The organism is Candidatus Avelusimicrobium sp. (assembly GCF_050873505.1).
Classification (GTDB): domain Bacteria; phylum Elusimicrobiota; class Elusimicrobia; order Elusimicrobiales; family Elusimicrobiaceae; genus Avelusimicrobium.
Map to the genome: position 1 here is coordinate 24345 of NZ_JBNMIY010000008.1, position 11920 is coordinate 36264.

General features: G+C 48.4%; 12 protein-coding genes and 1 tRNA gene. 4 read left to right on the plus strand and 9 right to left on the minus strand.

The annotated features are described in order from the left end of the window. Window positions 1-62 precede the first annotated feature (62 nt). Window positions 63-605, plus strand: a complete 543-nt coding sequence (locus tag ACR0QV_RS05695) for a type IV pilin protein (protein ID WP_428039717.1) — start codon at window positions 63-65, stop codon at window positions 603-605. Between the two features lie 77 nt (window positions 606-682). On the opposite strand, the gene ACR0QV_RS05700 is transcribed toward ACR0QV_RS05695, so the two are convergent. The 6 genes from ACR0QV_RS05700 to ACR0QV_RS05725 all read right to left on the minus strand — a co-directional run bounded on the left by ACR0QV_RS05700 (window position 683) and on the right by ACR0QV_RS05725 (window position 6696). Continuing rightward, entirely contained in the window at window positions 683-2278 is a 1596-nt protein-coding gene (locus ACR0QV_RS05700) for a CTP synthase (RefSeq protein WP_432635307.1), read from the minus strand. 76 nt (window positions 2279-2354) lie between these two features. Continuing rightward, window positions 2355-3095, minus strand: coding sequence for a 3-deoxy-manno-octulosonate cytidylyltransferase (gene kdsB, locus ACR0QV_RS05705; RefSeq protein ID WP_432635309.1), 741 nt, complete (start codon window positions 3093-3095; stop codon window positions 2355-2357). Further along, complete coding sequence (gene rfaE1, locus ACR0QV_RS05710) at window positions 3092-4081, minus strand: D-glycero-beta-D-manno-heptose-7-phosphate kinase (protein ID WP_432635311.1); 990 nt, start codon at window positions 4079-4081, stop codon at window positions 3092-3094. Before rfaE1 ends, kdsB begins: the two co-directional genes overlap by 4 nt. Before the next feature lie 32 nt (window positions 4082-4113). Further along, complete coding sequence (locus ACR0QV_RS05715) at window positions 4114-5199, minus strand: DUF3108 domain-containing protein (RefSeq protein ID WP_432635313.1); 1086 nt, start codon at window positions 5197-5199, stop codon at window positions 4114-4116. Beyond that, window positions 5189-5755 (minus strand): D-glycero-alpha-D-manno-heptose-1,7-bisphosphate 7-phosphatase, encoded by a 567-nt coding sequence (locus ACR0QV_RS05720; RefSeq protein ID WP_432635315.1) that lies wholly within the window; start codon window positions 5753-5755, stop codon window positions 5189-5191. Before ACR0QV_RS05720 ends, ACR0QV_RS05715 begins: the two co-directional genes overlap by 11 nt. Continuing rightward, window positions 5752-6696, minus strand: coding sequence for a lysophospholipid acyltransferase family protein (locus ACR0QV_RS05725; protein ID WP_432635317.1), 945 nt, complete (start codon window positions 6694-6696; stop codon window positions 5752-5754). The genes ACR0QV_RS05720 and ACR0QV_RS05725 overlap by 4 nt, the downstream gene beginning before the upstream one ends. A gap of 100 nt (window positions 6697-6796) precedes the next feature. Here ACR0QV_RS05725 and lpxK point away from each other — a divergent pair, with 100 nt between their 5' ends. After that, entirely contained in the window at window positions 6797-7903 is a 1107-nt protein-coding gene (lpxK, locus tag ACR0QV_RS05730; RefSeq protein WP_432635319.1) for a tetraacyldisaccharide 4'-kinase, read from the plus strand. Between the two features lie 700 nt (window positions 7904-8603). On the opposite strand, the gene ACR0QV_RS05735 is transcribed toward lpxK, so the two are convergent. From ACR0QV_RS05735 to ACR0QV_RS05745, 3 genes are read right to left on the minus strand one after another with little or no spacing between them, the layout of a single operon-like run. Next, complete coding sequence (locus ACR0QV_RS05735) at window positions 8604-9350, minus strand: polysaccharide deacetylase family protein (protein ID WP_432635321.1); 747 nt, start codon at window positions 9348-9350, stop codon at window positions 8604-8606. A gap of 1 nt (window position 9351) precedes the next feature. Further along, the gene (locus tag ACR0QV_RS05740) at window positions 9352-10143 is read right to left on the minus strand and encodes a polysaccharide deacetylase family protein (RefSeq protein WP_432635323.1); all 792 of its coding nucleotides are present in this window, start codon (window positions 10141-10143) and stop codon (window positions 9352-9354) included. Next, on the minus strand, window positions 10140-10901 hold the full coding sequence (locus ACR0QV_RS05745) for a glycosyltransferase family 2 protein (RefSeq protein ID WP_432635325.1): 762 nt from the start codon (window positions 10899-10901) through the stop codon (window positions 10140-10142). The genes ACR0QV_RS05740 and ACR0QV_RS05745 overlap by 4 nt, the downstream gene beginning before the upstream one ends. 218 nt (window positions 10902-11119) lie before the next feature. On the opposite strand from ACR0QV_RS05745, the gene ACR0QV_RS05750 reads away from it, so the two are divergent. Both ACR0QV_RS05750 and ACR0QV_RS05755 read left to right on the plus strand, forming a co-directional pair. Further along, window positions 11120-11716, plus strand: coding sequence for a tetratricopeptide repeat protein (locus ACR0QV_RS05750; protein ID WP_432635327.1), 597 nt, complete (start codon window positions 11120-11122; stop codon window positions 11714-11716). A gap of 76 nt (window positions 11717-11792) precedes the next feature. Further along, window positions 11793-11866, plus strand: a tRNA-Met gene (locus tag ACR0QV_RS05755). Window positions 11867-11920: the final 54 nt, after the last annotated feature.

The window sequence follows — 11920 nt, forward strand, 5'->3', positions numbered from 1 at the left end:
TGTTCTTGACCTGATTTTTTGTTTTTGATAAACTAACCAAGAGTACAAAAAAGGAGATATAAATGAAAGGTTTTACTTTAATTGAATTATTGGTAGTGGTACTTATTATTGGTATTTTATCGGCAGTCGCGTTGCCGCAATATACTCGGAGCGTACAGAAAGCCAGGATGACACAACTGCAGACTATGACTGCTTCTGTGTATCAGGCAGAAGAAATATATTATTTGGCAAATAGTACATATACCAGTAATTTTTCTGACTTGGATTTGACAATTCCCGGAGAAAGTTTTAGTGGAAATATAGGGGGTATTTCGGGAGCATCGTCTGCTTCGCATATCAAAAATGGTAATTATTATTATATTGTTTACTCTTATGAGGCTGGCAATTTTTTTACATATGGGGCTTATATCCCGGCTTCTGGATCTAAGACTAAACCTGATTTTGGTTTTATTCGGTACAGTAAAAATTATAGTATGGGCCTAGCGGGGGTAACCGCCTGCGTGGCATATAGTACAGATGCGGAAAATCTGTGTCGTTCAATGAACGGCAGTTTAATAAGTGGTACGGTTTTAGGTGTAGGTGGAAAGTTATACCGCTTAAATTAAATGCCTAAATATTAGAATTCTTGCCATAGTATTTTGAAAGGCCTTGGCTTTTATATGCCAAGGCCTTTCTGCTACTGCTATTTATTTTTATTTTCTTTGTTTTTTAAACTGGCCTTGATGAGCCCGTCAAACAGCGGATGCGGGCGTAAGGGGCGGGAACCAAATTCCGGGTGGAATTGGCCCGCAATAAAATACGGGTGGTCTTGGCGTTCCACAATTTCGGGCAGCACGCCTTCGTGCCAGCCGGACACGGTTAAACCCGCATCGGCCAACTGCTTTACATACGCCGGGTTAAATTCGTAGCGGTGGCGGTGGCGTTCCACAATGCGGTCCTTGCCGTATAAACGGCGCGCCAACGAGCCTTCCTTCAAGTCCGCGGTGTAGTTGCCCAGGCGCATCGTGCCGCCCTTGTAAACCACATTTTTCTGCTGGGGGGTTAAATCTACCACCGGGTCCTGCGTGGTGGGGTCAAATTCGGTGGAATTGGCGTCGTGCAGACCGCACAGGTTGCGCGCGGCTTCAATCACCACGCATTGCATACCCAGGCAAATGCCCAAGAGCGGAACCTTGTGTTCGCGTGCGTATTTGACGGTGGCGATTTTGCCCTCAATGCCGCGTCCGCCAAAGCCGCCCGGAATCAAAATGCCGTCCACCGTTTTTAATTTTTCTTCCACCTTGTCTTTTTCGGTGTTGATGTAAACCACTTCCACCTTGGCGTCGTTGTTCATCCCGGCGTGCTTTAAGGCCTCGTGTACGGACTTATACGCCTCTTGGAACTCGGCATATTTGCCCGCAATAGCGATTTTAACCGACTTGCTGGGATTAAGTGCCTTATCAAAAAATTCAAACCATTTGGGGTCAATTTCTTTCGTGGGTTTTAAGCCCAAGAGGGAGATAATTTGCTTATCCACGCCCTGTTTGTAGAACATTTCCGGAACGTGGTAAATGGATTTTGCATCGGCGCACTCAATAACCGCCTGCGCGGGCACACTGCAAAAGAGGGATAATTTTTCCTTTAAGTGCTGGCTTAACGGCTTTTCCGTGCGGCAAATGAGCATACTGGGCTCAATGCCCACTTCGCGCAGTTTGTTGACGGAGTGTTGCGTGGGCTTGGTTTTCAGTTCTTGCGCCACGGCAATATAGGGGATGAGCGTAACGTGTACGCAAATGACGTTTTGCGGGCCCTTTTCCAAGCGCAGTTGGCGGGCGGCTTCCAAAAACGGCAGGGATTCAATATCGCCCACGGTACCGCCGATTTCAATAATAGAAACGTCGCACTCGTTTTCAAACGCGGTAAAGCGGCGTTTGATTTCGTTGGTAATGTGCGGGATGACCTGCACTGTGGCGCCCAAATATTCGCCGCGGCGTTCCTTATCAATAACGGTTTGGTAAATGCTGCCCGCGGTGTTGGTGTTGGCGCGGGTCATATTCACGTCCAAAAAGCGTTCGTAGTGGCCTAAATCAAGGTCCGCTTCCGCCCCGTCCGTGGTTACAAACACTTCGCCGTGCTGGTACGGGCTCATCGTGCCCGGGTCCACGTTAATGTACGGGTCGCACTTAATCATATTGACGGTAAGGCCGTTTAACTGCAAGAGTTTGCCGATGCTCGCGCCGGAAATGCCCTTGCCAAGCGAACTAACTACGCCGCCGGTGATGATAATGAATTTTGACATAATAAAACGACTCCTTAAATAAAAATAAAACGGTTTTTACTTACAGAAAAACTCCCGCCGGGAGGCGGGAGTCCTGTTATTTGTGTTCTTTAAAATACTTTTCGGCGGCTTCCAGGTCTTGGGCCGTGTCAATCGCCGGGCCGGCTGAACTGATGACCGCGCATTTGATGGTCATACCGTCTTCCAAGGCGCGTAACTGTTCCAGTCTTTCCAACTGTTCCAGCGGGCTCATCGGCAGTTCCACAAAGCGTTTTAACGCTTCGCGGCGATAGCCGTAAATGCCGCAGTGTTGCCAATAGGGAACCTTTTTGTTTTCTTCGGTCAGTTCCCGTTTGTAGGGCACGCGGGAGCGCGAGAAATACAGCGCGCGGCCGTCTTTGGCGATAACGGCCTTTACGCAGTTGGGGTTATTGATTTTGTCCTCGTCCAAGGTGCCCGTAACGGCGGTGGAAATGTCGCAGGTCGGGTCGGTCTTTAACAGTTCGGCCACGGCAAACACCGTTTCCGCCTTGATAAAGGGTTCATCGCCCTGTACGTTAATAATAAATTTTTCGGGGCGGTTTTGGGCGGCCTCGTAAATGCGGTCCGTGCCGCTTTGGCATTGGTCGCTGGTTAAAACGGCTGTCGCGCCAAATTTGGCTACGGCTTCCACCACCAGGGGGGATTCCGTGGCGATAATTACGTCGCCCACATTGGCCTTTACGCACGCTTCGTACACGTGCTGGATAACCGGCTTTCCGGCCAATAATTTAAGCATTTTGCCCGGCAGACGGGAAGACCCGTAACGCGCCGGAATAGCGATTAACACATCACTCATTTTAAAACTCCTTCAATTTCTTCACGCGTAGCGGTGGCCGTGCCGGATTTTTCCACCACAATCCCCGCCGCGTAGTTGGCCAGTACCGCCGCTTCGGGCAATTTGGCCCCGGCGGCTAACGCCAACGTAAAAACGGAAATGACCGTATCGCCCGCACCCGTAACGTCATACACTTCGCGCGCGGTGGCTTTAATGGTAATGGGTTTTTCATTACCCTTTTCAAACAAACTCATACCGTCTGCGCTGCGGGTGATTAAAATAGAATCAGCATCCAACATCTTTAAAATCTTATTGCCCAGTTTTTCAATGGCTTCCTCGCCCGTTTTGGGGGAGTCGCCAGCACCTTCCCAGGCTTCCTTGGTGTTGGGGGTCATACAGGTAATATTTTTGTACTTTTTAAAGTTGTCAATTTTGGGGTCCACGCACACCGGGATTTTGTGTTTGCGGCACATATCCACAATGGTTTTAATGTTGTGGTCCGACAGCATCCCCTTGCCATAGTCGGACAAAATAACGCCCTTGGCCGTTTTGATAGCCAGTTCAAAACTCTTCATACATTGGCTGGAAACGGCGGGGGAAATGGTTTTTTTGCTTTCGCGGTCAAAACGGACGATTTGCTGCTGCTCGGCCATTACGCGGATTTTTTGCGTGGTCGGGCGGTCCGGGTCTTCGGTTACGCCGTAAATGTTTACTTTTTTATCGCGTAAAAAACCCTTTAACATTTCGCCGCCAAGGTCCTGCCCTACGACGGACACCAATACGGGTTTAGCACCCAAGGCAGCCAAATTGACGGCTACGTTGCCCGCGCCGCCGGCTACGAAAAATTCCTTTTTTACATCTACTACCGGCACCGGCGCTTCCGGCGAAATACGGCTGACGGTGCCCTTAATAAAGTGGTCAAGCATAATATCGCCCACCACGATGATTTCTTGTCCTTCAAAATGATTTAAAATTTCTTTTAAGCGTTTGGTTGGTACGGTTGTCATTAGACGCTCCTTTGTATTTATCCATTATATCTTTAATTGCGTTTGTATTCCAGTAGTTCGGCGGAGACGCTGCCGATAAAAACTTCCGTTTTCATTTTAACGGGCATTTTATAGGCGTCATCCGTTAGCCAGACCTTTAAACTTTTGCCCTTGCTGACAAAGATGCCTTCTCCCCTAAATTGCGGTTCTACTACAATACAGTCAAATTTGCCTGCCGCGGTTTTTACCGTTTCCTTGCCTAATACTTTTACGACAAGGGGGTATTGCTTTTCGCGGTTGATGATATCAAAAATAATGTCCTGCCCTTTGGTTAAGGTTTGCGCGCGCACGAAATAGAGCGAGGAAAGCATATCCAGCACCCGTTGGGAAAGCGCGCCGGACAGCACGCGCGGGGCTTCCTTCTTTTGCACCTCGCCATAATAGACTTTATTGTCATAGTCAAAGGTCAGCCACTCGTCTCGCTTGTAGTTGCCCTCGCGCACGCTTTGCGTGTAGCCAAGCGAATAAAAGTTCTCGGCATCAATCCAAGAATAATTTACGTCGCGCACTTTAAAAAATGCGTCAATAACCGAGGCAGAAAAGGCCGTTGTTTGGATGAGGTAGGCCTTGCGCCCGTTGGCCGTGGTAACACCACGGTTTTTGATATAGGCGGTGCCAGCCTTGATAAACGAGTAATAAAGGCCGTATTTTAATTCTTCCCCGCTCCAAGCGGCCGAGGTTTTTTCAGGCGAAACGGCGGTATAGGCAAGAGGGCTTAACCGGCGGCCTTCCAAAGAAATTAACTCCTCGCCCTCAAACGATTTTTCATCGGGCGTAGGGGAAGATAAAACTTGTTGTTTCCTCGCCTGTCCCACGCGGCTTTCGGGCGTGATTGCGGGCTCTTTTTCAGGTTGAGGGTTTAGCGTTTGTTCCGGCTGAGCGGTGGCGGATAAAACGGTTTTGGTGGGTGTAGCGGGGGCTGTGGTTTGGGTGGAAGCCTTTTCGGACGAGGCTGGTTTGGCTTCTGCAAGTAGTGGGGCGGAAATGACCTTTTGAGCGGTGGACTCCGCCTGCTTATGCGCGCACGCACAGAGCAGAAAAACAGCCGCAAACAAAGCGCATAAAGACTTATTTGCCATTAGCCGCTCCGTCGTCCGCCACAATAAAGCGGGCGGCGTTTAAAAGGTTAGTGGCTACTTTTTCCGGCTTTAAATCGGGATATTTTTTTAAATGATTTTTGCCATTTGCCGTTGTAACCAGCACAGACTTTACCCCTATGTTGTGGCCAAATTCCACATCGGCTTTTTTGTCTCCAATCATATAGGAGTGGGCTGTATCAATGTGATATTTGTTAATCAGGTAAAGGCCTAATTTGGGTTTGGGTTTACGGCAGTCGCACGTTTCGGTGGGGGCGTGCGGGCAGAAGACGATTTCCTCTATTTTGGCGGGTTTTAACAGTTCTAAAAGCCGCGCGTGGACTTTATTTACCTCTTTTTCGGTAAAGTATCCGCGCCCGATGCCCGATTGGTTGGAAACAATAAAAAGTTTAAAGCCGTGCTCCTTTAAAAGGGATAAAGCCGGGGCCGCGCTTTTGTAGGGGCGGACCTTGGCGGGGTCGCTTAAATAGGTGCCGGGCTTTTCGTGGATGATGGTGCCGTCCCTATCCATAAAAACGGCTTTTATTTTCCCGCTCATACGCGTTCCTCCGGGTGAGCCTTCAAATACGCTTCGCCCTCGGCTTCGCGTTTCCAGCGGTTGTGCGCCCACAGCCAGGAAGCCGGGTTGGCCTTCAACCAATCCTCATAATAGCCTACCAAGGTTTTGGTAAACTTGCGGACATTTTCCATACTAAATTCTTTGGGGGGATAAACCGCGTCCATTACTTCGGACATAATGGTTCCGTCTTTTTCTCTCCACACGCGCACCGGGAAAACGGGCACCTGCATTTTAATAGCCAGCAGGGCCGTAATCGGCGAGAACGCCGCTATGCGCCCCATAAAGGGCACCCAAACTTCGCTGGACCCGGCGTTTTGGTCAATCAAAATGCCGAGCATTTTTTTCTTTTTCAGCCAGCGCATACAGGCAAAAAAGGGTTTATCCTCGTTATTGCTGTAAAAGGTGCGGCCCGAAAAAATATTGCGCAGGCGGTTGGTTTCCTCATCTACATAGGGGTTATCCACGCGCTGCGCCAAAACGGCCTTATCCACGCCATAGACGGCCCCGGCCACGCCAAAGGCTTCCCAGTTGGTAAAGTGGCCGATGTGGATAATTCCGCCCGTTACGTTTTGGGCGTTTAGCATTTTTTCTGCGCCGATAATGCGGCAGTGCTTTTTAAATTCTTCCGGCGTCATTTTGGTTAGTTTAATAAACTCGGCCAAGATACCGCCCATATTGCGCCAAGATTCCAGCGCGGTGGCGCGGGCTTCTTCTTCCGTCATTTTGGGGAAAGCCCGGCGGATATCATAAACAGAGCGGTTAAAGCGTTTCTTCATTACAAAGCGCACCGAGCCCGTGGCTTTTCTGCCCAGCCAAACGGCGGTTTTGTACGGTAACAGCCCAAACAGCACACAAAACAGTTTGAGCGCGAGGTATTGGATATAATGCAACGGAGTCTTTTTAAAACGGGTATTTGCCATATATACCCATTATACTAATTTTGGCCCCATTTCCCGCCCGGTTTTGTAAGCGCTTGATAAATGCTAAAATATCTAAAAGTTTGTTTTTTTAGGGGAGTTTATGAATTTAGAGGAATTAAAAGAGAATTTGCAGGATAACGCCTTGGGGCGCGGGTTGTTGTGGAGTGCGTCCAAATTATACGGTGTGGGGGCGTGGTTCCACTGCGCTATGTACGAAAACGGCTGGAAGACCGCCGAAAGCGTTACGGCGCGTGTGGTGTGCGTGGGCAATATTACGGCGGGGGGAACCGGTAAAACGACGGCTGTTTTGCTGGCGGCTACAACCTTAGCCAAAGAAGGCCTTCGCGTGGCGATTGTTTCGCGCGGCTACAAACGCCAGCAAAAAACCGAAGGGCCCGTGGTGCTGTTTGATAACCCGGATGCCGATTGGCGGATGGCGGGCGATGAACCCTTTATGATGAGCCGCGTATTGGCGCAGTACAAGGTGCCGATAGTAATTTGCTCCGACCGTGCCGAGGCCGCCAAAGAGGCCTTGCGCCGCTTTAAAAGCCAGATTATTTTGTTAGACGACGGCTTGCAGCACCACCGCTTAAACCGCGATGCCAATATTATTTTGGTAGATGCCAAAAACCCCTTTGGTAATAAGCATTTACTCCCATACGGCATTTTGCGCGAACCTTTATCCGCGCTCAAACGGGCCAATTTGATTGTGCTTACGCATTGTGATTTGGTTTCTCCGCGCCAGTTGGAGGACGTAAAGGACGAAATCCGCCTGTATAACGATACGGTGGAAATTTTGGAGAGCGTTCACGCTCCCGAATATTACTTTGACATTTGCCAAAGCAAAAAGGTGGATTTAAGCACGATTAAAGGCCCGGCGGCCTGCTTCTGTGCGCTGGGGCACCCGGAAAGTTTTGAGAATACCCTTGAAAAATTGGGCTTGGAACTCAAACAAAAATGGCGCTTCCCGGACCACCAATTCTATACCGAGGAAAACCTGCGCACCTTTGAGGAAACGCGCGGCAATTTGCCGCTCATTACCACCTTTAAGGACTTTGTTAAATTCCCCGATAATTGGCGCGAAATTTTGACAAAGGATGTGTATGTGCTGTCGGTGAATTTGAAAATCCGCGGCGGGCAGGGCGAAATGGATAAATTTGCCAATACGCTGTATCCCAACTTTGCACAATTAAAGACCCGCCGTTAATTACGGCCCCATATTTTAGTTACACGAGACCGGACCTTTTTACAAGGCCCGGTTTTTTATATAAGGGGATTCTTTTTTTGTCGTCATCCCAGAGTGTTTTAGGCGGGAATCTGTTGTTTGCTGTTGTCGTCATACTGAACTTGTTTCAGTATCCAGCGCAAGAGAGTCAAGGTTCGGCTGGACCCTGAAATAAATTCAGGGTGACGGTAAGGAATACTGTTTTTTGCTGTTGTTGTTCTCTTCCGAAACAACGGATCCCCGAACCCTGCGGGCCGCCAATTCCTCGGGGATGACAAGGGAAAACGAACACTTATTAAACAAGGGGTCATTCTGAACTGGTGGCCCGCAGGGTATCGTTAGAGCGGAAGGTTTTTATCCGTGATTTCGTTGTTATTCAAATAAGAGGTCATCCTGAATTTAGTTCAGGATCTACCGATTGTGTTGTTGGATGTTTATAGAAATAAAGGTCATACTGGAAGGTTTCTGTCCAGTATCTACTCCTTATTTAATAACAACAGATCCTGGATTACGACTTTCCAGGATGACAGCAACAACCACGACCCAAGCGGTAGGTCCTGAAACGAGTTCAGGACGACGAGCCTTGTTTTATTTATTATTGCCGTTTCGTTGATTTGCGACATTACAAAAACAGTGTGGCTCAATTAATCAAAATGTCGCGGACAAGTGGCGGCCCGCAGGGCTAGCGGCGGGTAAAAAGGTTCCAAACGGTTTTCCAGGGGTGTTTTTGGGGGAAAAATACGTTAAATACAGCCTTTTGCGTTAGAGAATTGACGGCGGGATTATCTATAAAAACAGGCAAGTTTTTAGGGGCAATATCCGTAAGGTTTTTTACCTTGTCCCCTGCGGGATAAAAGGCAAAACCTTCCGCCTTTAACCCCAGTTGCGTATGCAGGCGGAAAACGCTTTCCTGCGCCAAATAGGCGGCTTCGCTCTCGGGCACGGCGGATAAATCTTCCCCGTTTAGGCTAATGGCGCCGAAGGAAATAAGCCCGCTTTTGGCAAGCATTTTTAAATCCTTTTCCGTCAGTAAATTTTGCCACGGCTCTTGGTGCGGGTCCTGCCACGCATTGTAGGTACCGATAAGGTTCACGGGCACAAAGAGCATCGCCGGCATTTTCAAATCCTGCAAGAGGGGGAAAATCTCGCTGACAAAGGACTTGTACCCACCCATAAACGCAAGCAAAACAGGTTTTGGGGGCAGGTTTGATAGGTCTCCACGCACCGGGGTAAAGCCGTGCTTGCGGAGCCATAAAAGCGTTTTTTTAATTTGCTTGGCACTCGTCCACCCGTTTTTTAAGCGGGAATTTTTGGGTGCCTTGCCGATTTTTTCATAAGCCAATATGAATAGTGCATTTGGCTTGCGGTGCAAGGCAATTCCAAGCAAAATTCCTGCTAAAATAATGAGCCCAAGTGCGAAGTAAAGCATATTATAAGCGGCTTTCCCCGCGGGTGATTTGCAAATAGTAGTCAAACATCGTTTCGCCCCCGCGCGGGAACGCACGGCGCAAGGTGGATTTGCCGCGCCACGGCCAGGGATTTACGCCCTTTTTGGTGCTGAAATCAAACAGATATCCAGCCTTAAACACCTGCGGGCGGACGCGCTTGTCAAAGCCTCCGGCTCCATAAGGATAACACAAAGCCGTAACCGGGCGGCCCAGTTTTTCTTCCAAAATTTGCTTGCTTTGCGTGAGTTCCGTCCAAATTTCTTCGTCGGATAAACTGCGCAGGCGGCGGTGTGAACACGTGTGCGAACCAAAGGTTACAAGCCCGCTTTTTTGCATTTCGTCAATTTGCGCCCACGTCAAATAGCCGGGGCGTTTTTCAATGTAATCGGTAATCAAAAAAATGAGCGCGGGCACATTGTATTTTTTTAAGAGGGGGAAGAGCGTGGTATAATTGTCCTCGTAGCCGTCGTCAAATGTGAACATTACGGGCTTTTCAATAAGCGATTTCCCCGCCTGATAAGCCGTTTGCACGTCGTCCAGCGATACTAAGGTATATCCGCGCGATTTTAAAAATAAAATTTGCCGCTCCAACATTTCCGGGCGCATAGTAAAGGGGTATTGCTGTTCAGCCGGGTCGTCCAACACGCCAACGTGATGATACATTAACGCCACAAAGCCCTTTCTGGGCGGCAGATACCACGTTTTGCGCAGCACCGGGAAACGCCAAAATAAAAATACTACCAAAATAAGCAAAGCCAGCAAACACACGGTCATTTTTCTTTTTGCTCCTGTAATTGCCAAAGTTTGGCGTTTTTAACCAGCACATAAAAGGTGGAAAACGCGGCCCAAAATAGCCCGCGCACGCCGTCAAAGATACCTAACTTTAAAATGTAGCGTTTAAAAAATTCAAACGGAAGCGTAAACGCTACTTTAATAAGAGAGAAGCGTTTGCCGTTTTTGTACATTTGTTCCGCCGCCAAGGAGGTGTAGCGGTTAAATTTGCGGAAATAGGTTTCAATGGTGTCGTAGGAATAGTGGTTAATGGCGTTTTTCAAGCGGCCGATTTTGCCCTTTACGTCTAATCCCTCGTGCACAAGTCCGCCCACATATTTGGCACTTCCGGTTTTGACCAAGCGCAAATGCGTTTCTTTGTTAAGGCCGCTAAAACGCATTTTTTTGCCTAAAAAGTAGTTGCAAAAGGGAATATCATAACCCGCAAAGGCCGGGTTTTTGACGGCTTGGGCGATTTCTTCTTTGAGTTCGGGCGATAACGTTTCGTCCGCATCCAGGTTTAGAGCCCAGTCGCCCGTTACCTTGGAAAGAGCATAGTTCTTTTGCGAGGTAAACCCGTCAAAGGCGCGGTCATACACTTGCGCGCCCAGTTCGCGGCAGACGAGAGCGGTTTTGTCCTTGGAAAAAGAATTAACGACGATTACTTCGCTTACCAGTCCGCGCGTGCTTAAAATGCACTTGGCAATTTTTGATTCTTCGTTTTTAGCAATAATAAAAAGGGAAATTCTAGGCGTTTTCATATTACTTATTATACCATTTGCCTTATATAAAAAGGGGAACCGCAGTAGCAGGGTTTGGGACTACTGCGGTTTGGATGAAAAGGAAATCGTCTTCTATACTAATAGATTACTACTTGCGGGGACCTAAAAACAGGGTCTTTGGACCTATTTTTTTTAAAATAAGTACCTAGAAAAAAATGGGCCCAATGTGCTATAATTTTGGCATCTAGGAGGATATTATGAAGAAACTTTTGTTCGTGCTCCCTTTCCTGTTGGCCGCGTGCACCACGTTGCCTACATCTAGCGAATATTTGCTCCGCGGCGACGGTTATTTTAAAGACGGCCACGCGGATAAAGCCATTAAGGCCTATACGCAAGCGTTAAAATTAAACCCGGATAACTTGGAGGGGTACGCTTCGCGCGGGGCGGTGTATTTCTTTTTAGGTGAATACGACTTGGCCGAGAACGATTTTTTGCGTGTCTTGAAGGATAACCCCTATCAGGTGGACGCTTATACCGCCTACGCCAGTACCTTGGCTGCCAAAGGGGATTTTGAAAACGCGTTAAGCGTGCTGAATTTGGCTTCCAGTTTAAAGCCGGATAAGGTGGAAATCTTTTTCAGCCGTGGCGGTGTGAACTTTATGCTGGACCGCTACGAAGACGCTGTAAGAGATTATACGTCTGTGATTAACCTGCGCCCGGCGGCCGAGGTGTACAACGCGCGCGGGGCTGTGTATATGAAAATGGGCAAAACGGACCTGGCGGAAAAAGATTTTAATGCTGCAAAAAGTGCTAAAATTCCCGAAAAACTGAATATTTATTCAATGGTGGATTAAGCATTTCTCCGACGGTAAAATAAAAAAGTTTGCGCAAACGGTGTTTGTTTTGTTATAATAAATATACAAGATTTACGTCACCGTAGCTCAGTTGGTTAGAGCGAGCGTTTCATAAGCGCTAGGTCGGTGGTTCGAGCCCACCCGGTGACATTTTTTTACGCCCTTTGCATTAGCAGAGGGCGTTTTTCGTGGGGTTTGAACGGG

Excerpts from the sequence above, each read along its gene's own strand:
- ACR0QV_RS05695 (WP_428039717.1), top strand. The coding sequence starts at position 63 with ATGAAAGGTTTTACTTTAATTGAATTATTGGTAGTGGTACTTATTATT.
- ACR0QV_RS05700 (WP_432635307.1), bottom strand. The coding sequence starts at position 2,278 with ATGTCAAAATTCATTATCATCACCGGCGGCGTAGTTAGTTCGCTTGGC.
- kdsB (WP_432635309.1), bottom strand. The coding sequence starts at position 3,095 with ATGAGTGATGTGTTAATCGCTATTCCGGCGCGTTACGGGTCTTCCCGT.
- rfaE1 (WP_432635311.1), bottom strand. The coding sequence starts at position 4,081 with ATGACAACCGTACCAACCAAACGCTTAAAAGAAATTTTAAATCATTTT.
- ACR0QV_RS05715 (WP_432635313.1), bottom strand. The coding sequence starts at position 5,199 with ATGGCAAATAAGTCTTTATGCGCTTTGTTTGCGGCTGTTTTTCTGCTC.
- ACR0QV_RS05720 (WP_432635315.1), bottom strand. The coding sequence starts at position 5,755 with ATGAGCGGGAAAATAAAAGCCGTTTTTATGGATAGGGACGGCACCATC.
- ACR0QV_RS05725 (WP_432635317.1), bottom strand. The coding sequence starts at position 6,696 with ATGGCAAATACCCGTTTTAAAAAGACTCCGTTGCATTATATCCAATAC.
- lpxK (WP_432635319.1), top strand. The coding sequence starts at position 6,797 with ATGAATTTAGAGGAATTAAAAGAGAATTTGCAGGATAACGCCTTGGGG.
- ACR0QV_RS05735 (WP_432635321.1), bottom strand. The coding sequence starts at position 9,350 with ATGCTTTACTTCGCACTTGGGCTCATTATTTTAGCAGGAATTTTGCTT.
- ACR0QV_RS05740 (WP_432635323.1), bottom strand. The coding sequence starts at position 10,143 with ATGACCGTGTGTTTGCTGGCTTTGCTTATTTTGGTAGTATTTTTATTT.
- ACR0QV_RS05745 (WP_432635325.1), bottom strand. The coding sequence starts at position 10,901 with ATGAAAACGCCTAGAATTTCCCTTTTTATTATTGCTAAAAACGAAGAA.
- ACR0QV_RS05750 (WP_432635327.1), top strand. The coding sequence starts at position 11,120 with ATGAAGAAACTTTTGTTCGTGCTCCCTTTCCTGTTGGCCGCGTGCACC.